The sequence below is a fragment of the Streptomyces sp. NPDC021562 genome (assembly GCF_040640875.1).
In the GTDB taxonomy this organism is placed as follows: domain Bacteria; phylum Actinomycetota; class Actinomycetes; order Streptomycetales; family Streptomycetaceae; genus Streptomyces.
Genome location: NZ_JBFACN010000008.1, coordinates 278,321 through 301,528 on the forward strand (window position 1 = coordinate 278,321; position 23,208 = coordinate 301,528).

General features: G+C 70.1%; 23 protein-coding genes and 1 riboswitch. Of the genes, 7 read left to right on the forward strand and 16 right to left on the reverse strand.

All coding sequences use genetic code 11. The annotated features are described in order from the left end of the window. Positions 1–57: 57 nt before the first annotated feature. The 8 genes from AB0G52_RS15355 to AB0G52_RS15390 form a co-directional block, all read right to left on the reverse strand. Complete coding sequence (locus AB0G52_RS15355; RefSeq protein ID WP_361336777.1) at positions 58–1,389, reverse strand: dipeptide ABC transporter ATP-binding protein; 1,332 nt, start codon at positions 1,387–1,389, stop codon at positions 58–60. Next, a complete protein-coding gene (locus tag AB0G52_RS15360; protein WP_132889706.1) occupies positions 1,386–2,483 on the reverse strand; it encodes an ABC transporter ATP-binding protein in 1,098 nt (365 codons plus the stop codon). The genes AB0G52_RS15355 and AB0G52_RS15360 overlap by 4 nt, the downstream gene beginning before the upstream one ends. Further along, positions 2,480–3,478: an ABC transporter permease gene (locus AB0G52_RS15365; RefSeq protein WP_132889705.1), complete on the reverse strand. Its 999-nt coding sequence runs from the start codon at positions 3,476–3,478 to the stop codon at positions 2,480–2,482. The genes AB0G52_RS15360 and AB0G52_RS15365 overlap by 4 nt, the downstream gene beginning before the upstream one ends. Before the next feature lie 110 nt (positions 3,479–3,588). Further along, positions 3,589–5,388 carry an ABC transporter substrate-binding protein gene (locus AB0G52_RS15370; RefSeq protein ID WP_132889704.1) on the reverse strand — a complete coding sequence of 600 codons (1,800 nt, stop codon included), beginning with the start codon at positions 5,386–5,388 and terminating at the stop codon, positions 3,589–3,591. A 69-nt stretch (positions 5,389–5,457) separates the two neighbouring features. Further along, positions 5,458–6,465 (reverse strand): ABC transporter permease, encoded by a 1,008-nt coding sequence (locus AB0G52_RS15375; RefSeq protein WP_132889703.1) that lies wholly within the window; start codon positions 6,463–6,465, stop codon positions 5,458–5,460. A gap of 324 nt (positions 6,466–6,789) precedes the next feature. Next, a complete protein-coding gene (locus AB0G52_RS15380; RefSeq protein WP_132889702.1) occupies positions 6,790–7,587 on the reverse strand; it encodes an enhanced serine sensitivity protein SseB C-terminal domain-containing protein in 798 nt (265 codons plus the stop codon). Between the two features lie 147 nt (positions 7,588–7,734). After that, positions 7,735–8,526: an enhanced serine sensitivity protein SseB gene (locus tag AB0G52_RS15385; RefSeq protein ID WP_132889701.1), complete on the reverse strand. Its 792-nt coding sequence runs from the start codon at positions 8,524–8,526 to the stop codon at positions 7,735–7,737. Between the two features lie 277 nt (positions 8,527–8,803). Beyond that, positions 8,804–9,475 carry an AAA family ATPase gene (locus AB0G52_RS15390; RefSeq protein ID WP_361336781.1) on the reverse strand — a complete coding sequence of 224 codons (672 nt, stop codon included), beginning with the start codon at positions 9,473–9,475 and terminating at the stop codon, positions 8,804–8,806. A gap of 189 nt (positions 9,476–9,664) precedes the next feature. Beyond that, positions 9,665–9,764: riboswitch (glycine riboswitch) on the forward strand. Positions 9,765–9,933: 169 nt separating this feature from the next. Here AB0G52_RS15390 and gcvT point away from each other — a divergent pair. The 6 genes from gcvT (at position 9,934) to AB0G52_RS15420 (ending at position 15,909) form a co-directional block, all read left to right on the forward strand. Beyond that, positions 9,934–11,061, forward strand: coding sequence for a glycine cleavage system aminomethyltransferase GcvT (gcvT, locus tag AB0G52_RS15395; protein WP_132889699.1), 1,128 nt, complete (start codon positions 9,934–9,936; stop codon positions 11,059–11,061). Positions 11,062–11,159: 98 nt separating this feature from the next. Then, positions 11,160–11,537 (forward strand): glycine cleavage system protein GcvH, encoded by a 378-nt coding sequence (gene gcvH, locus AB0G52_RS15400; RefSeq protein ID WP_132889698.1) that lies wholly within the window; start codon positions 11,160–11,162, stop codon positions 11,535–11,537. A gap of 70 nt (positions 11,538–11,607) precedes the next feature. After that, the gene (gene glyA / locus AB0G52_RS15405) at positions 11,608–12,870 is read left to right on the forward strand and encodes a serine hydroxymethyltransferase (protein ID WP_132889697.1); all 1,263 of its coding nucleotides are present in this window, start codon (positions 11,608–11,610) and stop codon (positions 12,868–12,870) included. A 56-nt stretch (positions 12,871–12,926) separates the two neighbouring features. Next, positions 12,927–14,294, forward strand: coding sequence for an L-serine ammonia-lyase (locus tag AB0G52_RS15410; RefSeq protein WP_361336784.1), 1,368 nt, complete (start codon positions 12,927–12,929; stop codon positions 14,292–14,294). 110 nt (positions 14,295–14,404) lie between these two features. Continuing rightward, complete coding sequence (locus tag AB0G52_RS15415; RefSeq protein ID WP_361336786.1) at positions 14,405–15,238, forward strand: PIG-L family deacetylase; 834 nt, start codon at positions 14,405–14,407, stop codon at positions 15,236–15,238. Between the two features lie 113 nt (positions 15,239–15,351). Continuing rightward, positions 15,352–15,909: a glycoside hydrolase family 25 protein gene (locus tag AB0G52_RS15420; RefSeq protein WP_361336788.1), complete on the forward strand. Its 558-nt coding sequence runs from the start codon at positions 15,352–15,354 to the stop codon at positions 15,907–15,909. Positions 15,910–15,934: 25 nt separating this feature from the next. Here the strand turns inward: AB0G52_RS15420 and AB0G52_RS15425 are convergent, their stop codons facing one another. Beyond that, positions 15,935–16,597: an NAD(P)-binding domain-containing protein gene (locus AB0G52_RS15425; protein ID WP_132889693.1), complete on the reverse strand. Its 663-nt coding sequence runs from the start codon at positions 16,595–16,597 to the stop codon at positions 15,935–15,937. Between the two features lie 127 nt (positions 16,598–16,724). Then, positions 16,725–16,937, reverse strand: a complete 213-nt coding sequence (locus AB0G52_RS15430) for an EF-hand domain-containing protein (protein WP_132889692.1) — start codon at positions 16,935–16,937, stop codon at positions 16,725–16,727. Positions 16,938–17,036: 99 nt separating this feature from the next. Here AB0G52_RS15430 and AB0G52_RS15435 point away from each other — a divergent pair, with 99 nt between their 5' ends. After that, positions 17,037–17,669, forward strand: a complete 633-nt coding sequence (locus AB0G52_RS15435; protein ID WP_132889691.1) for a GNAT family N-acetyltransferase — start codon at positions 17,037–17,039, stop codon at positions 17,667–17,669. An 11-nt stretch (positions 17,670–17,680) separates the two neighbouring features. On the opposite strand, the gene AB0G52_RS15440 is transcribed toward AB0G52_RS15435, so the two are convergent. The 6 genes from AB0G52_RS15440 to AB0G52_RS15465 form a co-directional block, all read right to left on the reverse strand. Beyond that, positions 17,681–18,292, reverse strand: a complete 612-nt coding sequence (locus AB0G52_RS15440; protein ID WP_132889690.1) for an ADP-ribosyltransferase — start codon at positions 18,290–18,292, stop codon at positions 17,681–17,683. Between the two features lie 76 nt (positions 18,293–18,368). Further along, positions 18,369–19,556 (reverse strand): YncE family protein, encoded by a 1,188-nt coding sequence (locus AB0G52_RS15445; protein WP_132889689.1) that lies wholly within the window; start codon positions 19,554–19,556, stop codon positions 18,369–18,371. After that, complete coding sequence (locus tag AB0G52_RS15450; RefSeq protein WP_361336791.1) at positions 19,556–20,311, reverse strand: polysaccharide deacetylase family protein; 756 nt, start codon at positions 20,309–20,311, stop codon at positions 19,556–19,558. Before AB0G52_RS15450 ends, AB0G52_RS15445 begins: the two co-directional genes overlap by 1 nt. A 48-nt stretch (positions 20,312–20,359) precedes the next feature. After that, a complete protein-coding gene (locus tag AB0G52_RS15455) occupies positions 20,360–20,863 on the reverse strand; it encodes an ATP-binding protein (RefSeq protein ID WP_165939398.1) in 504 nt (167 codons plus the stop codon). Positions 20,864–21,152: 289 nt separating this feature from the next. Next, on the reverse strand, positions 21,153–21,920 hold the full coding sequence (locus tag AB0G52_RS15460) for an enoyl-CoA hydratase-related protein (RefSeq protein WP_132889687.1): 768 nt from the start codon (positions 21,918–21,920) through the stop codon (positions 21,153–21,155). Between the two features lie 42 nt (positions 21,921–21,962). After that, positions 21,963–23,201, reverse strand: coding sequence for an Ig-like domain-containing protein (locus AB0G52_RS15465; RefSeq protein ID WP_361336820.1), 1,239 nt, complete (start codon positions 23,199–23,201; stop codon positions 21,963–21,965). Positions 23,202–23,208 lie beyond the last annotated feature (7 nt).

The window sequence follows — 23,208 nt, forward strand, 5'->3', positions numbered from 1 at the left end:
CACGAATGCCCCGGCAACCCGAAAGGGGCTGCCGGGGCATTCACGCGGATGTTCCGCTCACTTCTCGTCGCGGGTTTCCGATTCCGCGGATTCGGTCGCGGCCTCGGGCACGGTCGCGCCTTCTTCGCTTTCCGTTTCCGCGGGCTCCGGCTGCGCGGCAGCCGTTTCGGGCGCCTTGGTGGTCTCCTCCGACGCGGTGATCTCCTCCGCCGCCGCGGCGACCGCCGCCGACGTCTCCGCCGACTCCTCCAGGGCCGCTTCGCCGACCAGTTCCGCGGCCTGCTTCGCCGCGGTCAGCAGGACCGTGTCCTGCGGTGCCTGGTCGGCGAAGTTCTCCGGGTGGTGGCAGGCGACCTGCTGGCCGGTGCGCAGTTCGAGGAGGCGCGGCTCGGTCGTCTTGCAGATCTCCGTCGCCTTCCAGCACCGCGTGTGGAAGCGGCAACCGGACGGCGGGGAGATCGGGGAGGGCACATCGCCCTGGAGCAGGATGCGCTCGCTCTTCTGACCACGGCGCTTCGGGTCCGGGATCGGCACCGCCGACATCAGGGCCTTGGTGTACGGGTGCATCGGCGCCTTGTACAGCGAGTCCCGGTCGGCCAGCTCGACGATCTTGCCGAGGTACATCACGGCGATGCGGTCCGAGACGTGCCGTACCACGGAGAGGTCGTGGGCGATGATGACGTAGGTGAGGCCCAGCTCCTCCTGGAGGTCGTCCATGAGGTTCACGACCTGCGCCTGGATCGACACGTCGAGCGCGGAGACCGGCTCGTCGGCCACGACCAGCTTCGGCTTCAGGGCGAGCGCGCGGGCGATGCCGATGCGCTGGCGCTGACCGCCGGAGAACTCGTGCGGGTAGCGGTTGTAGTGCTCGGGGTTGAGACCGACCACCGACAGCAGCCGCTGCACCTCCTTCTTGACACCGCCCTCCGGCGTCACGCCCTGGAGCTTGAAGGGCGCCCCGATGATCGTGCCGATGGTGTGGCGCGGGTTCAGCGAGGAGTACGGGTCCTGGAAGATCATCTGCACGTCGCGGCGCAGCGGGCGCATGCCGCCGACGCCGAGGTGCGTGATGTCCTTGCCCTCGAACTCGACCGTGCCGCCGGTCGGCTCCAGCAGCCGGGTGATCAGCCTGCCCATCGTCGACTTGCCGCAGCCGGACTCGCCGACGACGCCGAGGGTCTCACCGGCCTTGACCTCGAAGTCGAGCCCGTCGACCGCGTGCACGGCGCCGACCTGCCGCTGGAGCAGGCCCTTCTTGATCGGGAAGTGCTTCTGGAGGCCGGTCACCTTGAGCAGGGTCTCGCCCTGGGCCACGCCCCGGGTGGAGACGGCGCCGTCGCTCTGCGCGGGAATGGTGACGGCCGCGTCCTTGGTGGGTTTCTCGCTCACAGCTTCGGCGCAATCTCTTCGGTCCAGATCCGCTCCCGCTGCTCCTGCGTCATGTGGCAGGCGGCCCAGTGCCGGCTGCCGACCTCGGTCAGCTCCGGGCGGACCGTGCGGGTGACGTTGTCCTTGGGGACGTCCGCGTACGGGCAGCGCGGGTTGAAGGCGCAGCCGGACGGGATGTTGATCAGGGAGGGCGGGGAGCCCTTGACCGGGATCAGGCGGTCCTGCTGCTCGCGGTCGAGGCGCGGCATCGAGCCGAGCAGACCCCAGGTGTAGGGGTGGCGGGGCTCGTAGAACACCTTCTCGGCCGGCCCGCGCTCCACACACCGCCCGCCGTACATCACGAGGATGTCGTCGGCGAGTTCGGCGACCACGCCCAGGTCGTGGGTGATGACGATGACCGCGGAGCCGAACTCCTTCTGCAGGTCCCGGATCAGGTCGAGGATCTGCGCCTGGACGGTCACGTCCAGGGCGGTCGTCGGCTCGTCCGCGATGAGCAGTTCGGGGTTGTTGACCAGCGACATCGCGATCATCGCGCGCTGACGCATACCGCCGGAGAACTCGTGCGGGTAGCTGTCGACCCGCTTGTCCGGCTGGGGGATACCCACCCGGTCGAGCATCTCGACGGCGCGCCGCTTCGCGGTCTTCTTGTCGACGTCGTGGTGGATGCGGTACGCCTCCACGATCTGCTGGCCGATCGTGTAGTACGGGTGCAGCGCCGACAGCGGGTCCTGGAAGATCATGGACATCTGGCGGCCGCGCAGCTTGCGCACCTCGTCCGGGTCGCTGCCGAGCAGCTCGGTGCCGTCCAGCCAGATCTCGCCGGATATCTGCGCCTTGCGCTTGCCGTACTGCCCGGCGGTGTGCAGGCCCATGATGCCGAGCGAGGTCACCGACTTGCCGGAACCGGACTCGCCCACGATACCGAGGGTCTTGCCCTTCTCCAGCTTGAAGGAGAGCCCGTCGACGGACTTGACCAGACCGTCGTCGGTCGGGAAGTGCACCTTCAGGTCGCGCACTTCGAGGAAGGCGGTCGGTGCGGGAGAGTCGCTCGTGGGCTCGCCCACGGCTGCTCCGCTCTTGCTCAGTTCCGTCATGAGAGCCTCACTCGGGGGTCGATCACGGCGTACAGGATGTCCACCACGAGGTTGGCGATCAGCACCGCGAGAGAAGTGATCAGGGTGACGCCCAGGATGATGGGCAGGTCCTGGTTCCGGATGGCGTCGAGCACCGCGCGGCCGAGGCCGGGCAGGTTGAACGTCGACTCCGTCAGGATGGCGCCGCCGATGAGGGCGCCGAGGTCCATGCCGAGCATGGTGAGGATGGGGGTCATCGTGGAGCGCATGGCGTGCTTGCCGATGACGACCGGCTCCGTGAGGCCCTTGGCGCGTGCCGTGCGGATGTAGTCCTCGCCGAGGATCTCCAGCATGGTGGCGCGGGTGATCCGGGCGTACATCGCCGCGTAGAGGAACGCGAGGGTGATCCAGGGCAGGATCATGCCGCCGAACCAGCCGCCGACGCTCTGGCTGAGGGGCACGTACTGCGCGTCGATCCACTTCAGGCCGAAGGCGAAGATCGCCAGGCTGAGCAGACCGGTGAAGTAGATGGGGAGGGAGACACCCGCCAGGGCGACGACCATCGCGCCGCGGTCCCAGATGCTGCCCCGCTTGAGCGCGGAGAGCACACCGGCCGCGACACCGAAGACCAGCCACAGCACGGCGGCACCGAGCGCGAGACCCAGGGTCACCGGGAAGCGGTCGGTGAGCACCGGCCAGACGGCCTGCTCGCTGCGGAAGGAGTAGCCGAAGCAGGGCGCGGCGCAGTGCGTCACGTCACCGCCGCCCGAGTAGGTGCGGCCGACGAAGATGCCCTTGAAGAACTGCCAGACCTGGGAGTAGATCGGGTCGCTCAGGCCCAGCTTCTGCCGTACGGCCTCGACGGCGGCCGGGTCGGCCTGCTTGCCCACGAAGCTGGAGGCGATGTCCACGCCCGCCCACTTGGGGACGAGGAAGAAGATGCCGAAGACCACCATGACGATGACCACCAGCATCACTGCGGCGGCGAACAGCCGCCTGATCAGGTAAGCGAGCACAGCTTACGGCCCGCCGCGGGGCCGCGGGCCACCGGAGGTCTTCCGATGGCCCGCGACCACGCCGCGCCGGCCTTCACCTGCCTTTCGTGCCGTACGGCGGGTGTGCCGGTTTACTTCTTGGGGTTCTTCAGGCCGAGGTTGACGAAGTCGTACGTACCGCTGTAGTTGTCCGTCGTGTAGACGTTCGCCAGGTTGTCCGAGCGCCAGTTGATGAACTTCTCGAAGGTGAAGGGCAGGTAGTACGCGCCCTCCATGACCTTGTGGTTGATCTCGGTCGAGATCTTGGCCTTGCCGGCCTCGTCCAGCGTGGTGACGTACTGGTCGAACAGACCGTCGATGGTCTTGTCCTTGATCAGGGCGTAGTTGTTGTTACCGCTCTGGACGATGTACTTGCTGTCCCACAGCGGCAGACCGAAGCCCTGGACGGTCGGGAAGTCCGGGCCCCAGCCCATGATGATGATGCCGTAGCCCTTCTTCTGGACGTTCGAGGGGCTGCCGATGATGCCGGTGGTCTGCGAACCGTCGTACTGGTCGATCTGGGCGTTGATGCCGATCTTCTTCAGCGAGGCCTGGAGCGACTGGGCCGTGGCCACCTCGACCGGCTTGTTGTTGCGGACCGCGATGGTGGTGGAGAAGCCGTTCGGCTTGCCGCAGGCCTGCAGGGCCTTCTTGGCCTCGGCGATGTTGCCGTTCTTGTTGGCACCGGAGATGCCGTACGGGTCGTACTTCTGGCCCTCGGAGCCCGGGACGGACGGCGGGAGCATGTTGGTGCCGATGTCGCCACCGGCGATCGGGCCACCACGGGCGGTCTGCAGCGACACGTGGTCGGCGCCCAGGATGACGGCCTTGCGGCACTCGATGTTGTCGAACGGCTTCACGCTCTGCGGGAAGACCGCGTAACGGATGTAGCCGGAGACCGGGTTGTCCAGGTTGGCCTTGTGCTCCTTCAGGGCGGTGGTGCGGCCCTGCGGGGACATGCCGGTCTGGTTGATGTCCAGGTCCAGGTCACCGTTGAGCAGACGCTGGTCCAGCTGGTTGGCGTCCGAGAAGAACTGGACGGTGATCTTGTCGGGGTACGCCTTGCGGACCGGGTCCGAGGACTGCTTCCACGCGGTGTTGCGCACCAGCGTCAGGCTCTTGCCGGGGCTGTACGACTGGAACTTGTACGGGCCGGAGGAGAACGGGTGCAGGCCGTACTTGGACTTGGTGTCCTGGTCCTGGCGGACCGGGGAGGCCGAGACCAGCGCCAGCACGTCCTGGAAGTCCGAGTTGGCCTTCGGCAGGTGGAAGACGATCGTCTTGTCGTCCGGGGTGGAGATCGCCTTCAGGCCGAGCTTGTCCTTGGACGTGTCCTTGTACGGGCCCTTGTACTCGCCCTTCGGGTCCAGGAAGTCCTTCAGGTAGGTCGGGCCGCCGGACAGCACGTCCTGCGCCCAGACGCGCTCGATGCCGTACTTGACGTCCTTGGACGTGATCGGCTTGCCGTCCTCCCACGTCACGCCGTCACGCAGGGTGTACGTGTAGGTCTTGCCGCCGTCCGTGACCTTGGCCAGACCGGTGGCGAGGTCGGGGGTGAGCTGGGCGCCCGCCTTGCCCGGCTCGGTCTTGCCCGTGATCAGCTGACGGCTGTAGTAGCGGGCGAAGTTCCACATGAAGCCGTAGTAGCCGCGCGTGGTGTCCCACGAGTCCGCGTCCTGGGCACCGCCGAACCGCAGCGTGCCACCCTTCTTGACCAGCGAGGCCTGGGCGACCTTGTTGTTGGCGGCGTCGAAGCCGGCGGCGCCGGACTTCGAACCGTTGTTGTCGTCGCTGCCTCCGCCGCCGCACGCCGCCGTGGTCAGCAGTGCGGCGACCGCAGCAGCGGCGGCAAACGCCTGCTTACGCCGCCCTGAGGTGCGTTGGGTAGTCACGATCTCGGATCCTCCGGATTAGATGAGAGACCCCGTGTTGGTGCCACGGGACGCTTGGGGTACGGCGGTTCAGCGGGAAGCCTTCGGGTCCAGCGCGTCACGCACGCCGTCGCCGAACAGGTTGAAGGCAAGGACGGTGATGAAGATCGCCACACCCGGGACCACCATGTACATGGGGTCGGAGTCGTAGTAGTCGATCGCGCTCGACAGCATCTGTCCCCAGGAGGACGTGGGCGGCTTGACGCCCACACCCAGGAAGCTGAGCGCCGCCTCGGTGAGGATGTTCGTGGGGATCATCATCGTCGTGTAGACGATGATCGGCGCGACCAGGTTGGGCAGCAGTTCCTTGAACAGGATGTAGAAGCGCCCGGCGCCCAGCGACTTGGCGGCCTCGACGTACTCGCGCTCACGCATCGAGAGGGTCTGGCCGCGCACCACGCGTCCGATGTAGGGCCAGCCGAAGAAGCCGATGACCAGGATCATCACGAACACACGCACGTTGGAACCGGACAGGCCCAGCATGTTGTTCGGCATCACCGAGACCAGCGCGATGGTGAACAGCAGCTGGGGGAAGGCCAGGAGGCCGTCCATGACACGGCTGATGAGCGAGTCCACCCAGCCGCCGAAGAAGCCCGCCAGGATGCCCAGCACGGTGCCGAGGACGACCGCGACGACGGCGGACAGGAAGCCCACCAGGAGCGAGACGCGGGCGCCGTAGAGGATGCGGGCGAGGATGTCGCGGCCGTTGACGGGCTCCACACCCAGCAGGTGGTCGCCGCTGACGCCGCCCAGCGAACCCTTGGGGGTGCCGAACAGCGGGTCGATCAGGCTCTCGTTGAAGTTGTCCGGGTCCTGCCCGAGCAGGTGGGTGATCACCGGCGCCAGCAGGGCGATCACGATGAGGACGAGCACGACGACGCCACCCGTCAGGGCGAGCTTGTCCCGCTTCAGGCGCTCCCAGGCGATCCGGCCCAGGGAACGCCCCTGCACGGCCTTCTCACCGGCGGTGGCAAGCGCCGCTTCTTCGGCCGCACTCGGGGCCGCTTCCGCGGTCGGCTCGTGCAATGGTGCCGTCATCTGGCAGGGACCCCTCTCAACCGGCTGTAGCCGGCTTGCACTTGCCGCTGGTAGCGGCATGATCGCTCTCTCCTGGGCAGGGTTGAACACCCCATGAAGCGCGAGTCTTCAACGCTCCGGCGACTGGTTGCCAGAGTTGGCGGCGAATGGATGCGCAACCGTGATACGAGCAAGACGTTTCGTTATCCGAACACCGGGTAACGCCTGCCGGACGGGGGCAGAGGTGACAAGTCGTCGCACGGATGGCCAAATCACCACATTCGACGGAAGGGCATGACCTGAATCACACCGTCCCGCGCACTTCGCGACCGGCCGGTGGAAGCGTCAGTATCCGCCGGGCGCGGGTGGGTAGCCGTAGCCGGCCGCCGGGGCCGGAGGGAGGGCCGCGTGGGCCTCGCGGTCGTAGAACGGGCGGGCCGCCGCTCTCATCCAGAGTACGACCGGGTCGTACTCGTCGGTCATGGCAACGGTGGACACCGGCAGGCCGTCGGGGACCGCGCCGATCGACTGCTGCATCATCGCCCGCACCGAGTCCACCGCCGGCGGCGACGTGTCGTACACGTCGAGGCCGATCGCCAAGTACGGTGCGCCGAGCGCGGGCTGCACCCAGGCGCGGCGCAACGAGCGGACCGCGGGCGTGCGGTGGGCGTTCTGCGACAGCAGGGCGTAGAACTGCGGGATCTCGATGGTCGGTTCGGCCAGCCGCAGCGGACCGGCCGGCTGCCGGTCCAGGCCCGTGGCGATGCGGCGCAGGTCCAGCCAGGGGATGCCGACCCCGCCGCCCGGGGCGTGCGGGTTGAGCCAGAGGCCGAAGTGGTCGGGGTACAGGGTGCGGGCCACGTCGAGGCCGTCGACCACCTCGTACGAGCGGTTCCAGCCGCTGGCCGACAGTTCCTGGGCCGAGGTCACGCAGGGGGCGTAGCCGTGCCCCTCCACCTCCATGTTCCCGTACTGGGCGTCGGGGGAACCGGACTGGCCGTGCCAGAGCAGCATCCAGATCTGGCCGGAGGCGGGTGTGGCGAGGGCGCGGAGGAGTGCCTCGTAGGCGTCGTAGCGCCCGGGCGTTACCTGGCGCAGCATGTGCTCGACCTGTCCGGTCGCCGCGGTGCCGCTGGCGCTCACGTGTTACCGCCCCTTCGTTCGTCGCCCCGCGTGTGGAGCTTGCCCCGCGTTTGGGGACAGCTTAAGCGCCCGGGGGGTGGGGGCCGATGGTCCGTGCGCGGGTACGGGTCCGGCCGCAGGGGAAAGGACCTCGGTGGCCGTACTGCCTCAGTGGCCGTACTGGTAGAAGGGGCGCACGTGGTCCCGCATCCAGTGGGCGACCGGGTCGTCCGCCACGTCCAGCAGGACCAGGTTGACCGGCCAGGGCACCGGGACCCGTCCCAGCGCCTTGCCCAGGGCCTCCAGGGGCAGGGCGCGCAGGTCACCCTCCCACTGGGTGAGTTCGACGCCCACGAACATCACCGGGTCGGCCGTCTCGATCGCGGCCAGGCAGCGGCGGGCCGTGGCGACCACGCCGATCGCCGCGAACTCCGCCGAGGCCGCCGCCAGGAAGTCCATCGGGTCGTCCTGCCAGTCCGGCTCGAAGAGGCGCACCCGGCCGCCCGAGGCGGGGCCGTCCAGTTCGGTGCGGCCGACCCGGCACAGCTCGGCGACGCCCTCCGGCGGCAGCGGAAGGCCCACCACTCCCCCGGGGTTCACGGCGATGCCGACCTGCGGGGGCAGGCCGCGGGCGAACTCGACGGCGGGGGCGATGGTGTACGACAGGTGCGAGCCGACCACCAGGCGGAACTGTTCCTCGGAGCTGAAGACCGGGACGTACACCTGGCCGGCGATCTCCGTGGTGGGCAGGTCGAGGGAGCCGCTGTGCGGGCCGCCGCCCTCGGGCAGCGGGACCCACAGGAAGCTGCGGCCCAGCACCTCGATGAGCCGGGCCCCCGCCGCGGGCACGCCGAGGGAGGCCGACAGCACCTCCTCCAGTTCGTTGCCGGGCCAACCGCCGTGCGGGTGGGGGTGTGCCTGTGCCGGGAAGTCCGCGGGAAAGTCCGCCGGGAAGTCCATCTGCCTACCGCCTGCTGGAAACCACTGCTGAGGCTGGAAAGGCTAGCGGGTGACACCGACAAAGCGAGCAGCCGACCGGACCGCACACTCCCAGCCCACTCAGCCCGCACGAGCGAGACCGCACGCGGGGTGGGGCACGCGTGGCGGGTGGCGCGCGCGTCGCGGGTGCGGGCGGGGGTGGGGCTCGCGTCGCGGGTGTGGGTGGGGGGTGACGCGCGGTGGCGGGTGCGGGGGCGTGCCGGGGGTGCTGGGCGGTGCAAGGGTGGTCGGCGCGGGGTCAGGTTGTGAAGGTTATGCGGCGCAGTGCGTCCGCCGCGTCGCGGTCGAGGAGGAGTGCCGCTCCGCAGCCGGGGGGCAGTTCGCCCTTCTCGACGGAGCGGATGAGCCGGGCCGCCGCCCGGCGGTGGCGCAGGAAGGCGTACCGCGAGACACCCCGGCCCCGCTCGCGCTGGCCGTCCAGGGCCGTGCCCGGCGTGACGTCGAGCAGCAGCAGGTGCAGGGTCCCGCCGCGGCGGCGCGCCTCCCGGGCCAGCCAGTCGCGCACCCAGACCTGTGTTCCGCAGTCGTGCACCACCACGCCCTCGCCGGTGCGCAGCGCGCGGCGCAGCGCGGCGTAGTGGGCGAGGCGGACCAGCGGCCGGTAGACCGCGTACGGCAGGACGCGGGCCAGCCGGGCGTCCCAGCGGTCGCGGGTGTCCTGGGAGTCGATCCGGATGCCCTGGACGGTGCGCCGCATCAGCGTGGACTTCCCGCTGCCCGGCAACCCGGTGACGACGACCAGGTCACGGGGGCCGAAGAGCAGGCCGTGCGGGCTGTGGCCGGCGCGGTCGCGCAGGTCGCGGACGACCGGTGCGACGGGGAGATCGCCGCACCGCTCGCGGGCCGGGGCCGTCGCCTGGCCGGGCAGGGCGATGCCCGTCGTCGTCGCGTACGCCGTGGTCCTTGTCACCGTGACCGTCCTCCCTGGGGGTTCAGGAAAGGTTTTCCCCACAAAATGTAAAGAGAAGGTAATGCACGGTGTCTCGCGGTTCCGTTCGCTTCCTGCCACAGGCCCGTCACAAAGGGGCGCGGCCCGTCCGGCCTGCCGCGGCCGCGGGCGGCGTGCAATGATGTCCGCGCCAACTGCATACCGGCCGCTTGAATCCGCGCGGGAGAGTCCCCGGCACCACGGTGCCCGGGGCGCCGAAGGAGCAAGTCCCTCCCTTGAATCTCTCAGGCCCCGTTACCGCGCGGGCGAGGCACATCTGAAAAGCGGGCCGCTGTGTCAGTGGCTCCACCCAAGGTGCAAGCCGTGCCCCCGCGTGGGTCAGGGCGAACCTCTCAGGTTCCGATGACAGATGGGGAGGACAGCGGGGAGGACAGCCCTCGCCTGTCACGCCTTTGGGACCCTTGGGAGAGGACCGACCGATGAGCAGTACCGATTCCGCCGCACCCCGCCGCACCGCGCTCGACGCCCTGCACCGCTCGCTCGGCGCGACCATGACCGACTTCGCCGGCTGGGACATGCCCCTGCGCTACGGCTCCGAGCGCGACGAGCACGTCGCGGTGCGCACCGCGGCCGGCCTCTTCGACCTCTCCCACATGGGCGAGATCACCGTGACCGGGTCCGAGGCGGCCGCCCTGCTCAACCACGCCCTGGTCGGGAACATCGCCTCCGTCGGGCCGGGGCGCGCCCGCTACACCATGATCTGCCGGCCCGACGGCGGCATCCTGGACGACCTGATCGTCTACCGCACGGGCGACACCGAGTACCTGGTGGTCGCCAACGCGTCCAACGCCCAGGTGGTCCTCGACGCGCTGCGGGAGCGTGCCGCCGGCTTCGACGCCGAGGTGCGCGACGACCGGGACGCGTACGCCCTGATCGCCGTCCAGGGACCCGAGTCGCCCGGGATCCTGAAGTCCCTCACCGACGCCGACCTGGACGGCCTCAAGTACTACGCCGGGCTGCCCGGCACCGTCGCCGGGGTCCCGGCGCTGATCGCCCGCACCGGCTACACCGGCGAGGACGGCTTCGAGCTGTTCGTGAAGCCGGAGCACGCGGTGCGGCTGTGGGAGGCCCTGACCGAGGCGGGCAGGCCGGCGGGTCTGGTGCCCTGCGGCCTGTCCTGCCGGGACACCCTGCGGCTCGAAGCGGGCATGCCGCTCTACGGCCATGAGCTCACCGCCTCGCTCACCCCCTTCGACGCCGGGCTCGGCCGGGTGGTCAAGTTCGACAAGGAGGGCGACTTCGTGGGGCGCGAGGCGCTCAGCGAGGCGGCGGCCCGCGCGGAGTCGGACCCGCCGCGCGTGCTCGTCGGCCTGGTCGCCGAGGGCCGCCGGGTGCCGCGCGCCGGTTACCCGGTGGTCGCCGCCGGCAAGGTGATCGGCGAGGTCACCTCCGGCGCCCCCTCCCCCACCCTGGGCAGGCCGATCGCCATGGCGTACGTCGACGCGGCGCACTCGGCGCCCGGCACGGCCGGGGTCGGCGTGGACATCCGGGGCAGCCACGAGCCGTACGAGGTCGTGCCGCTGCCGTTCTACAAGCGCCAGAAGTAGCCACCGCAGGTGACGCCGAGCACATCGTCGCCGCTCGCGCACGCCTTCCGTAGTTCCCCCTTCACCAGCACTCCCCCGCGTACAGGAGAATTCAGGACATGAGCAACCCCCAGCAGCTGCGTTACAGCAAGGAGCACGAGTGGCTGTCGGCCGCCGAGGACGGCGTGGCGAAGGTCGGCATCACGGAGCACGCGGCCAACGCGCTCGGTGACGTCGTCTTCGTCCAGCTCCCGGCGGTCGGCGACACGGTGACCGCGGGCGACACCTGCGGCGAGCTGGAGTCGACCAAGTCGGTGTCCGACCTGTACTCGCCGGTCACGGGCGAGGTCACCGAGGTCAACGAGGACGTCGTGGAGGACCCGTCGCTGGTGAACTCGGCCCCCTTCGAGGGCGGCTGGCTGTTCAAGGTGCGCTTCGCGGACGAGCCGGGCGACCTGCTCTCCGCCGACGAGTACACCGCCTTCACCGCCGGCTGAGGGCCGCCCCGCCCCCGCCCACCGCCGGCCGACGGCCGCAGGAACACCGGCTTAGGAGTCGTAGAAACAGATGTCCGTCCTGAACACGTCCCTGCACGAGCTCGACCCGGAGGTCGCCGCCGCGGTCGACGCCGAGCTGGTGCGTCAGCAGTCCACCCTGGAGATGATCGCCTCGGAGAACTTCGCTCCGCTCGCGGTCATGGAGGCCCAGGGTTCCGTCCTCACCAACAAGTACGCCGAGGGCTACCCGGGCCGCCGCTACTACGGCGGCTGCGAGCACGTCGACGTCACCGAGCAGATCGCCATCGACCGGGTGAAGGAGCTGTTCGGCGCCGAGTACGCCAACGTGCAGCCGCACTCGGGCGCCTCCGCCAACCAGGCGGCCCTGTTCGCGCTGGCCCAGCCCGGGGACACCATCCTCGGTCTGGACCTCGCCCACGGCGGCCACCTGACCCACGGCATGCGCCTGAACTTCTCCGGCAAGCAGTTCGACGTGGTCGCCTACCACGTGGACGACTCCGGTCTGGTCGACATGGCCGAGGTCGAGCGGCTCGCCAAGGAGCACCGGCCGAAGGTGATCATCGCGGGCTGGTCGGCGTACCCGCGCCAGCTGGACTTCGCGGAGTTCCGCCGGATCGCCGACGAGGTCGAGGCGTTCCTGTGGGTCGACATGGCGCACTTCGCGGGCCTGGTGGCGGCGGGGCTGCACGAGAACCCGGTGCCGTACGCCGACGTGGTCACCTCCACCACCCACAAGACGCTGGGCGGTCCGCGCGGCGGCATCATCCTGGCGAAGAAGGACTTCGCGAAGAAGCTGAACTCGTCCGTCTTCCCGGGTTTCCAGGGCGGCCCCCTGGAGCACGTGATCGCGGCGAAGGCGGTCTCCTTCAAGGTCGCCGCCTCGGAGGAGTTCAAGGAGCGCCAGCGTCGTACGGTGGAGGGAGCGCGCATCCTGGCGGAGCGGCTGACGGCCGCCGACGCCCGCGAGGCCGGTGTGAACGTCCTGTCCGGTGGTACGGACGTCCACCTGATCCTCGTCGACCTGCGCGAGTCCGAGCTGGACGGACAGCAGGCCGAGGACCGGCTGCACGAGGTCGGCATCACGGTCAACCGCAACGCCGTCCCGAACGACCCGCGCCCGCCGATGGTCACCTCGGGGCTGCGGATCGGCACCCCGGCGCTGGCCACCCGCGGCTTCACGGCCGAGGACTTCGCCGAGGTCGCGGACGTGATCGCCGAGACGCTGAAGCCTTCCTACGACGCGAAGGCGCTGAAGGTCCGGGTCGAGGCCCTGACCGCGAAGCACCCGCTCTACCCCGGTCTGAACAAGTAGTTCCCCGGCGGGGGCGCCCGACGGCGTGTGCCCCCGCCCTTTTCCAAGGAGTTCCCGTGGCCATCTCGGTCTTCGACCTGTTCTCGATCGGCATCGGCCCGTCGAGCTCCCACACCGTCGGCCCGATGCGCGCGGCCCGGATCTTCGCGCGCCGCCTGCGCAACGAGGAGCTGCTGCCCTCCGTCGCGCGGATACGTGCCGAGCTGTACGGATCCCTCGGCGCCACCGGCCACGGCCACGGCACCCCGAAGGCGGTGCTGCTCGGTCTGGAGGGCGCCTCGCCGCGCACGGTGGACGTGGAGACGGCGGACGACCGGCTGGAGACGATCAGGACCACGGGGCGGCTGTCGCTCCTGGGCGAGCACGAGATCGCGTTCTCCTTCGACGACGACCTGAAGCTGCACCGCCGCAAGGCGCTCCCCTACCACGCGAACGGCATGACGCTCTGGGCGTACGACGCCTCCGGGGCGGAGCTGCTGTCCCGGACCTACTACTCGGTCGGCGGCGGGTTCGTCGTGGACGAGGAGGCCGTCGGCGCGGACCGCATCAAGCTGGACGACACCGTCCTGAAGTACCCCTTCCGCACGGGCGACGAACTGCTGCGCCTGACGAAGGAGACGGGTCTGTCGATCTCCGCGCTGATGCTGGAGAACGAGCGGGCCTGGCGGACGGAGGACGAGATCCGCGACGGGCTGCTGGACATCTGGCGCGTGATGCAGGCGTGCGTCTCGCGCGGGATGTCCCGGGAGGGCATCCTGCCGGGCGGGCTGCGGGTGAAGCGCCGGGCCGCCGTGACCGCCCGCCAACTGCGCGCCGAGGGCGACCCGTTGGCCCACGCGATGGAGTGGATCACGCTCTACGCGATGGCCGTGAACGAGGAGAACGCGGCCGGCGGCCGGGTGGTGACCGCGCCCACGAACGGCGCGGCCGGCATCATCCCGGCGGTCCTGCACTACTACATCAACTTCGTGCCCGGCGCCGACGAGGACGGCGTGGTCCGCTTCCTCCTGGCCGCCGGCGCGATCGGCATGCTCTTCAAGGAGAACGCGTCCATCTCCGGCGCCGAGGTCGGCTGCCAGGGCGAGGTGGGCTCGGCCTGCTCGATGGCGGCCGGCGCCCTCGCCGAGGTCCTCGGCGGCTCTCCGGAACAGGTCGAGAACGCCGCCGAGATCGGCATGGAGCACAACCTCGGCCTCACCTGCGACCCGGTCGGCGGCCTGGTCCAGATCCCCTGCATCGAACGCAACGGCATGGCCGCGGTCAAGGCGGTCACCGCGGCCCGCATGGCCATGCGCGGCGACGGCTCCCACAAGGTGTCCCTGGACAAGGTCATCAAGACCATGAAGGACACGGGCGCCGACATGAGCGTCAAGTACAAGGAGACGGCCCGGGGCGGCCTGGCGGTGAACATCATCGAGTGCTGACGGGACGGGCCCCGGACCAGCGCCGTGGGTGTGCCGGGGCCGCGGCCGTGCGGGCGTCGGTGTGCCGCAGACTGGTGTCGATCAGTTGACCGACCCAGGGGATGGATTCCATGGCCGAGCGGCCCTTGACGCTGATGGCAGTGCACGCCCACCCGGACGACGAGGCCACGAGCACGGGGGGTGTGCTCGCGCGGTATGCGGCGGAGGGCATCCGCACGGTGCTCGTCACCTGTACCGACGGCGGCTGCGGTGACGGGCCGGGGGGTGTCAAGCCGGGCGACCCCGGGCACGACCCGGCCGCCGTCGCCGCGCTGCGCCGGCGCGAACTCGAGGCGAGCTGCGAGGTCCTGGGGATCGGCCGGCTCGAACTCCTCGGCTACGCCGACTCCGGCATGATGGGCTGGCCCGCCAACACGGCGCCGGGATCGTTCTGGAGCACGCCCGTGGACGAGGCGGCCGCCCGGCTGGCCGAGCTGATGCTGCGTCACCGGCCGGACGTTGTCGTGACCTACGACGAGAACGGGTTCTACGGCCACCCCGACCACATCCAGGCGCACCGGATCACGATGGCCGCGCTGGCGCTGACCGACGTGGCGTCGAAGGTGTACTGGACGACGGCACCGCGCTCGATGATGAAGGAGTTCGGGCGGGTGATGCGCGAGTTCGGCGAGGACCTGCCGGAGCCGGACCCGTCCGAGGACCCGGCGATGCCCGAGATCGGGCTGCCCGACGAGGAGATCACCACGTGGGTGGACACCACCGGGTTCGGCGGCCGGAAGTTCGACTCGCTGGCCGCGCACGCCAGTCAGGGGGAGAACATCTTCTTCCTGCGCATGGGCAAGGAGAGGTTCACGGAGCTCATGGGCGTGGAGACGTTCGTCCGCGTCCACGACACCACCGGCGCGCCCCTGCCCGAGGACGACCTCTTCGCGGGTCTGCGCTGAGCCGTACTGCACCAGCGGCCGGTAAGTATGAGGATCGGCGGTCCCCTGGGCAGGGAATACGGAGCATGAGATTCCAGCTCCTGTCCCCCCACCGGCACCCAGGGAGTCCCCCCATGCTGCACGGCATCGATGTGAGCGCGTACCAGTCGTCCGCGTACGACACGGACGGCCTCTCCTTCGTCTTCGTGAAGGCGACGGAGGGGCGTTCGTACGTCAATCCGAAACTCGCCGCCCAGACGAAGCGGGGCCGGGACGCCGGACTGGTCGTCGGCTTCTACCACTTCCTCTGGCCGGGCGACCTCACCGCGCAGGCCGAGTACTTCCTCGCGCACGCCCCCGAGAAGGCGGGCGACATCCTCGCCGTCGACTGGGAGACCACCGGCGACGGCACCCACGCGAGCAACGCCGAGAAGGACGCCTTCATCCGCAAGGTGAAGGCGCTGCGCCCCGGTTACCGGGTGATCCTCTACACGAACCGCAACTACTGGCTCACCGTCGACAGGACCTCCTACGCGGGGGACGGCCTGTGGATCGCCGACTACGTGACGGCGGGCAGGCCCCGCATCAAGGCCGGCTGGCGGTTCCACCAGTACACGAGCGACCCGCACGACAAGAACGTCGCGAACTTCGCGACCAAGGACGCGCTCAGGCAGTGGGCCGGGGACGCGTGACGGACGGTCCCCGGCACGCAGCGCGTCAGCCCCGGAAGTCCGCCGGCCGTTCCCTGGACGCCTCGGAGAGGGCCTTGCGGACCTCTTCGACGCCCGCCCGCAGGCCGTAGACCGGGGTGCCCGGCTGCTGTCGCCAGGAGTCGTCGATGCCGCCGTTGTCGACCGTGTCGAAGCCGAGTTCGTCGATCAGGGCGATGACGGTCCGCTTGGCCTGCTCGTCGTCGCCGGAGACCGGCAGGGCCTGGCGGTCGGGGTCCCCGGCGGGGCGGTGGCGGTCGAGGATGTCCTGGGCGTAGGTGCCGTTGAACGCCTTGATCACCGGGTGGCCGAGGTGCCGTTCGGTCCAGCGGCTCTCGGTCAGGCCGTCGTCCTCGATCTCGGCGATCCGGCCGTCCCGCTGCTGCGGGTAGTAGTTGCCGGTGTCGATCACGGCTGCGCCTTCGGCCGCCCCGTCCAGGAGGCCGGCGGGAAGGTCGGGAACCGCCTTCAGCGGGACCGTGACGACCACGACCTGCGCACCCCGGGCCGCTTCCTCGGCCCGTACCGCCTTCGCCCCGGTCTCCTCGACGAGTGCGGTGAGCGTCTCGGGACCGCGTGAGTTCGCCACGGACACCTCGTGGCCGAGGGCGGTGAGCCGCCGGGTGAGGTTGCCGCCGATGTTGCCCGCGCCGATGATGCCGATCTTCATGAGGGACCTTCCCTACGTCGATGCACACGCATACGAATCTGCTGTCCGGCATCAACCCCGGGTCCGCCCGGTTCATTCCGGGCAGGGGGCACCCTCACCCGTTCGCCGGGCGCCCCCTCCCCACGCCTCACTTGCTCAGGTAGGCCCAGAACTCGTCGAACGACAGAACCTTGTCGCCGTTGAGGTCGCGGGTCCTGATGACGGCCTCGGCCACCGTGTCGGTGACGTTCCAGTCACCCCCCTGAGCCAGAGCGGACTTGAACTCGGCGGCGGTGATGAAACCGTCACCGTCCGCGTCGATCCGCTGGAACTGCTGGCGTGCTTCGTCGATGTCCGCCACCGATCCGCCCCTCTGTGTCCGTGTCTCTGCTGTCGTACCGGTGCCGTACCGGCGTACTGTCGCAGGTCAGATTAACGGTCCGAGCACGCGGGGAGCACGGTGGCAGGGGCTCTGCGGGAGATTCTCGACGCGGCGGCGGACGGCGTCTTCCCGCCCGCCGACGGCGGCACCACGGTCGTGCCGCAGCCGTCCCCGCGGGACGCGGGGGTGCTCTCCTTCACCGCGCACTCGGTGGTGTTCGTGGACGAGGACCCGCGGTGGGTGTACGAGGCACTGCGCGCGGTCCCCTGCGATCCCCTGTGCGCGAGCCTGAACGCGCGGTTCCTCACCGCCCTGATGGACCGCACCGGACGGGAGCAGGAGACGATCGACGCGCTGCTGGTCGCCGCCCCGCTCCCCGGCCGCCCGGACCTGCCGCTCACCGAGGTCACCGGCGCCGGCCACTCCCGGGTCGCCTACGCCCGGAACCGCCGCGACGAGGTGCGGGCCTGGGCGGCGGACGGCGGGGTGGTCGTCCTGGGCCGTGGTGTGGCGGGGCGCCTGGAGGTCTCGGTGGAGGTGGCCGAGGGGGCGCGGCGGGGGCTGGGCCGCGCCCTGGTGACGGCCGCCCGGCAGCTCGCCGGGGAGCCGCTGTGGGCGCAGGTCGCCCCGGGGAACGCCCGCAGTGTCCGGGCGTTCCAGGCGGCCGGCTACGTTCCGGTGGGCGCCGAGGCGCTGCTGCTCAGGACCTGAGCTGCCCGGCCTCAGTGCCAGGGTTCGTAGTACGGGTTGCTCCGGCAGTCGTCCATGATCTCGACCTTCCTGACCTTGTCGACCGGGCACACGCCGATGATGTACTGCCGGGCGACACCGCCGGGGAAGGCCACCTCGACCTGGTCGGCCCAGCGGTGGGTGTCGCCGATGGTCCTGTTGACGTCGACGCCGCCGGGGGCGTCGATGTAGTAGTTCCAGCCGGACTTGTACCAGGTCTTGTAGAGGTCGTGGTCGTAGGTCGTCGAGACGTACGGGGAGGGCTGGTTGACGAGGACGTACTGCTCGATGTCGTACTGGCCGGTCGCGACGTCCTTGGGGAGGAAGCCGACCGGGAAGACCTTGTCGGGCGAGCGGCTGTCGCTGCGGTAGAGGGTGCCGCAGGTGGTGCGCCAGACCGGGGCCGGGGTGATCCGGTCGACGTCGACGTCGTGGTCGGCGGCGGCCTTGAGCTTGTCCTCGAACTGGGGACAGGCGGGCGCGGCGGCCCGGGCGGGGGTGGCGCTCGCGGTCGCCGTCGACGGTACGGCGGCCGTGGTCGCGAAGACGGCGGCGAGGGACAGGACGGCGGCAGCGGCACGCCGCCGCAGACGAGTGGTGAACATGGCAGCACGATGTCGGCCCGGCCGGGCCGCCTCGGGGACCGTCACTCGTCCAGCGGCGTGTCCTGTTGTCCCGCGGTCAGCGGAAGACCCCGGTGTGGCCGAGCGAGTAGCGGCCCGGCTGCGGGTAGACGGCCAGTCCGTGCGGGCCGCTGCCGACGTGGATGCGGGCGATTTCGGTGCCGGTGCCGGTGTCGATGGCGTACACCTCGGAGTTGTACCGGCCGGACAGCCAGAGCACCTTGCCGTCCGCCGACACCCCGCCCATGTCCGGGCTGCCGCCGCCCGGCAGCCGCCACTTGTCGGTCAGCCGGTCCTGCGCGAAGTCGAAGACGGAGATGGTGCCCTCGCCCCGGTTGGAGATGTACATCCGGCGGGAGTCCCGGCTGACGTACAGCCCGTGGGCGCCCTTGCCGGTGGCCAGGAAGGTGGGTTTGGCGAAAGTGTCGCCGTTCAGGACCCACAGCCCGTCGGCCATCATGTCGGCGATGTAGAACCGCTTGCCGTCCGGAGAGGCCTTGACGTCCTGCGGCATCGCGCCGTGGAACGGCAGCTTCTCCTGCCGGAGCACCTCCATCCGCGCCGTGTCCACCTTGAGCAGTTCGCCGCTGAACTCGCAGGAGACGATGAAGTACTTGCCGTCGATGGAGAAGTCGGCGTGGTTGACGCCGTAGCAGCTGACCGGGAGGGCCTTGACGGTCTTCATGGTGTGCGCGTCCCGGAAGACCAGCTCGCGGTCGTTGGAGGCCATCACGATCGCGTACTTGCCGTCGGGGGTGAAGTACAGGTTGTACGGGTCGTGCACGGCGACCGGCCGGCCCGCCTCACCGGTTCTCGGATCGATGGGGGTGAGGCTGTTGCCGAGGTCGTTGTTGACCCACAGGGTCTTCAGGTCCCAGGACGGCACCACGTGCTGCGGCTGCCGGCCGACGGGGATGGTCCGGATCACCCGGTACGTCTTCGGGTCGATCACCGAGACCGTGTCGGAGTTGGTGTTGGGGACGTAGACCAGGGACGGGAAGCCCTTGACGACCGGGGAGAGCAGGCCGGGCCGGTCGGCCGCGTACATGTCCTTGGGGTCGAGGACCGGGGGCATGCCCGGCAGTCCGTCGACGGCCGGTTCCTCCTGCCTGGCCTGTGGCCGCGCCGGAGCGGTGCTGCCGGCGGCCGCGGGACGGTCGGAGTCGCCGCTGCACGCGGACAGCAGCGCGAGGGCGGTGAGGGCGGCGCCCGCGGCCAGCAGAGGGGCGGCTTTCTTGGTTCGCATCAGCTCAGCAGCTCCGTGGTGGTGACCGCGCGCAGTCCACGGCGGTGGAGTTCTTGGAGTACGACGGGGAGGGCGGCGATCGTGTCGGGATACCCGAGGTGCATGCTCACGACGGAGCCGCCCCTGACCTCCGCGAGCACCTTGCGGGTGATGGCCGGCGCGCCGGGGCTGGTGTAGTCGAGCGAGTCGACGTCGTACGACAGCACGTGCGGGTATCCGGCCGCGGCGGCGAGGCGGGCGACCAGCGGTGAGGCGGTCGCCGCCCTGGACGGGCGGAACCAGCGGCCGATCGAGCCGGTGAGCCGTCGCAGGCGGTCGGCGCAGTCGGTGATCTCCTTGCGTGCGCCGTCCTCCGCCATGGCGTTGATGGAGATGTGCCGTTGCGTGTGGTTTCCCAGGTCGTGGCCGCCGTCGAGGATGCGGCGGGCGATGGTGGGATACGCGTCGAGCCAGCTGCCGACGGCCAGGACGGTCAGGTGGGCGCCGTGCTGCTCGGCGGTGGTGAGGAGCTGGGTGGCGAGGGCGGGGTCGCCCTGGCCGTGGAAGGTGAGCGCGACGTTCGCGCGGTCGCGGGGGCCGTGGGTGACTTGCGCGGGGAGACGGTCGGGGGACGCCGGGGCGGAGGTGGGGGCGGGGGTGTCGGTGGGCGGTGCTGCGCTGGCCGTACCGGTGTTGCCGCAACCGGTGGCCATGGCGCCTCCGGCGACCAGGCCGGCGCCTGCTCGGAGGACGTCACGTCGGTTGGTGGGGGTCACTTGCCCTATTTAAGGGGGATAAGGTAAGAAAAGTGGCCATTGACGTGCCTAGCGGTCGGCCACCCGCATCTCGAACCACGTCGTCTTGCCCCGCGGGAGCAGGTCGACTCCCCATCTGTCGGACAGCTTGTCGACCAGGAACAGGCCCCGGCCGCTGATGTCCAGCTCCTGAACCGGCATCAGGCACGGCAGTCCGCGCGACGGATCGCGCACCTCCACCCGGATCCAGCCGGGGCGGCGGCGCATCCGCAGGCCGAAGACCCGGGCGCCGGTGTGTCGCACCGCGTTGCCCACCAGTTCGGAGACGAGTAAGACCGCGTCCTCCGTCATCTTGGGGGTGAGGCGCCACTGGCGGAGGATGACGACCTGGGCCAGCCGGCGGGCGGTCGCGGCGGACTCGGGGCGGGACGGCAGCGGAACCTCCGCCTCCGTCGGGTTGCCGAACAGTTCGATCGCCTTGAGCGCCTGCTCGTCCTCGACCGCAGGCGACCACCGCGCCGCGGCCGCACGGCTGTGTCCCCGCGGCTGTTCGATGCCCTCCAGCCCCGCCATGCCCCCATCATGGCCGTCCGGAGCACACCGCGGGGCCGTTCCGGAGGAATAGGCCCCCGGGGAGGCCTGCCCCGCCGACCGTCGATCGGCATATGCCAATGGCATTTCGGGGGCCCTGACACCCCTCTCCACCTGCGGCGACGACTCATCTCCGGGCAAGCGACGGGCCCCCTCGACAAGACAGAATTAAGGGTGCCTTAAGGCTCCCATAAACCGCCCCATCGAGGGACCCGGAATCAGACATCACGTCAATTGCAAGTGCTTCGGCCCATTCACAACAGGGTGAAGATCACAGGAACTTGGCCTTGCCGGGCCCTTCCTCCACGAAGCTCCGCATGCCGCGCTCCCGGTCCTCGGTCGCGAACAGGCCCGCGAACCAGTTCCGTTCGACGGCGAGGCCGGTCTCCAGGTCGGTCTCGACGCCGGTGTCGATCGCCTCCTTGGCGGCCCGGAGCGCGATCGCGGGCCCCTGGGCGAGCCTGGCGGCCCAGGCGTGCGCCTCGCCGTAGACGTCGGCGGCGGGTACGACCCGGTCGACCAGGCCGATGGCGAGCGCCTCGTCGGCCTTGACCATCCGGCCGGTGAAGATCAGGTCCTTGGCCCTGGAGGGGCCGACCAGCCGGGGCAGCCGCTGAGTGCCGCCGGCCCCCGGGATCAGCCCGAGCAGGATCTCGGGCTGCCCGAGCTTGGCGTTGTCGGCGGCGATCCGGTAGTCGGCGCACAGGGCGAGTTCGCAACCACCGCCCAGCGCGTAGCCGGTGACGGCGGCGACGACCGGCTTGGGGATGCGGGCGACGGCGGTGAAGGAGTCCTGGAGGTCACGGGCGCGCAGGACCATCGCCGCGTGGTCCATGTTCTGCATCTCCTTGATGTCGGCGCCCGCCGCGAAGACCTTCTCGCCGCCGTAGACGACGACGGCACGGACGTCCTCGCGACGGGTGGCCTCCTGCGCCAGCTCCCGGATCCGGTCCTGGGTGGCGACGTCCAGCGCGTTCATGGGCGGCCGGTCGAGGCGGATCGTACCGACACCTTCGGCGACTTCGAGGGTTACAGTCATGCCCCGCAGGTTAGCGGGCGTTCACCGAGGCCGCCTGGCGGACTACTTGGTCCAGTCCGCCCACGACATGTTCCACCCGTTGAGCCCGTTGTCCGGCGACACGGTCCGGTCGTGGGAGTTCTTCACCGTCACCACGTCCCCGACGATGGAGTGGTCGAAGAACCAGGCGGCCGGCACCGACCGGTCGCCGCCGCCGCGGATGTCCCGCAGGCCGACGCACCCGTGGCTGGCGTTGTAGTTGCCGAAGGCGTCCCCGCCCCAGTAGTTGCCGTGGATGAACGTCCCCGACGTGGTCAGCCGCATCGCGTCCGGCACGTCCTTGATGTCGTACTCGCCGCCGTAGCCGACCGTCTCACCGTTCATCCGGGTCACGCGCAGCTTCTCGCTGATGACCATCTGGCCGTTCCACGTGTCGTAGCCCGGCTTGCCGGTCGTCACCGCGAGGGTTTTGACGACCTTGCCGTCCTGCATGATCTTCATCGTGTGCTTCTTGGCGTCGACGACGGAGACCTGGTTGCGGCCGATCGTGAAGTTCACGGTCTTGGACTGCTTGCCGTAGACCCCGTCGCGGCCCTCGACGCCGTCGAGGTCGAGGGTGACGGAGACCTTCGTACCGGACTTCCAGTAGTGCTCGGGGCGGAAGTCGAGGCGGTCGTTGCCGAACCAGTGGCCCTGCACGTCGACGGCCGGTTCGGTCTTGACGGTGATGGCCTTCTCGACGGCGTCCGGAGCGGTGATGCCGCGGGTGAAGCGGATCGAGAACGGCATCCCGACCCCGACCGTGGAACCGTCCTCCGGCGTGAAGTAGCCGACGAACGTGTTCTTCGGGGTGAGGGTCGTGAACGTGGAGTCCTCCGCGGACTCCCGGCCCTCGGCGTCCTTGGCCACCGCGTGCACGGTGTACTTCGTCGAGCTGGCGAGGTGGAGGGACGGCGTCCAGCTGACGCCGTCCGCGGCTATGGTCCCGGCCACCTTGTCGCCCTTGGCGTCCTTGACCTCGACATCGGTCAGCTTGCCCCGGGCGGCGGTCACCTTGAGCGCCCCGCTGGTGTCCACGCCGGTCGCGCCGGACCTGGGGGTGATGCTGACCGTGGCGACGGACTGCTTGCTCGCCTGCGTGGTGGAGTCCTTCTGCTTGTCGCCGTCCCCGGCCCCCTTGTCGGAGGAGCCGCCCCCGCACGCGGTGACGGCCACCAGCAGGACCGAGGATATGAGCGCCAGCCTCGCCCCCCGAGCCCTCCGAGTCCGAACCGATGCCCCCGATATCGGCCGCACGTTCACGTCGTTC

Excerpts from the sequence above, each read along its gene's own strand:
- AB0G52_RS15360 (WP_132889706.1), bottom strand. The coding sequence starts at position 2,483 with ATGACGGAACTGAGCAAGAGCGGAGCAGCCGTGGGCGAGCCCACGAGC.
- gcvH (WP_132889698.1), top strand. The coding sequence starts at position 11,160 with ATGAGCAACCCCCAGCAGCTGCGTTACAGCAAGGAGCACGAGTGGCTG.
- AB0G52_RS15375 (WP_132889703.1), bottom strand. The coding sequence starts at position 6,465 with ATGACGGCACCATTGCACGAGCCGACCGCGGAAGCGGCCCCGAGTGCG.
- glyA (WP_132889697.1), top strand. The coding sequence starts at position 11,608 with ATGTCCGTCCTGAACACGTCCCTGCACGAGCTCGACCCGGAGGTCGCC.
- AB0G52_RS15460 (WP_132889687.1), bottom strand. The coding sequence starts at position 21,920 with ATGACTGTAACCCTCGAAGTCGCCGAAGGTGTCGGTACGATCCGCCTC.
- AB0G52_RS15445 (WP_132889689.1), bottom strand. The coding sequence starts at position 19,556 with ATGCGAACCAAGAAAGCCGCCCCTCTGCTGGCCGCGGGCGCCGCCCTC.
- AB0G52_RS15415 (WP_361336786.1), top strand. The coding sequence starts at position 14,405 with ATGGCCGAGCGGCCCTTGACGCTGATGGCAGTGCACGCCCACCCGGAC.
- AB0G52_RS15420 (WP_361336788.1), top strand. The coding sequence starts at position 15,352 with ATGCTGCACGGCATCGATGTGAGCGCGTACCAGTCGTCCGCGTACGAC.
- AB0G52_RS15440 (WP_132889690.1), bottom strand. The coding sequence starts at position 18,292 with ATGTTCACCACTCGTCTGCGGCGGCGTGCCGCTGCCGCCGTCCTGTCC.
- gcvT (WP_132889699.1), top strand. The coding sequence starts at position 9,934 with ATGAGCAGTACCGATTCCGCCGCACCCCGCCGCACCGCGCTCGACGCC.
- AB0G52_RS15455 (WP_165939398.1), bottom strand. The coding sequence starts at position 20,863 with ATGGCGGGGCTGGAGGGCATCGAACAGCCGCGGGGACACAGCCGTGCG.
- AB0G52_RS15425 (WP_132889693.1), bottom strand. The coding sequence starts at position 16,597 with ATGAAGATCGGCATCATCGGCGCGGGCAACATCGGCGGCAACCTCACC.
- AB0G52_RS15385 (WP_132889701.1), bottom strand. The coding sequence starts at position 8,526 with ATGGACTTCCCGGCGGACTTTCCCGCGGACTTCCCGGCACAGGCACAC.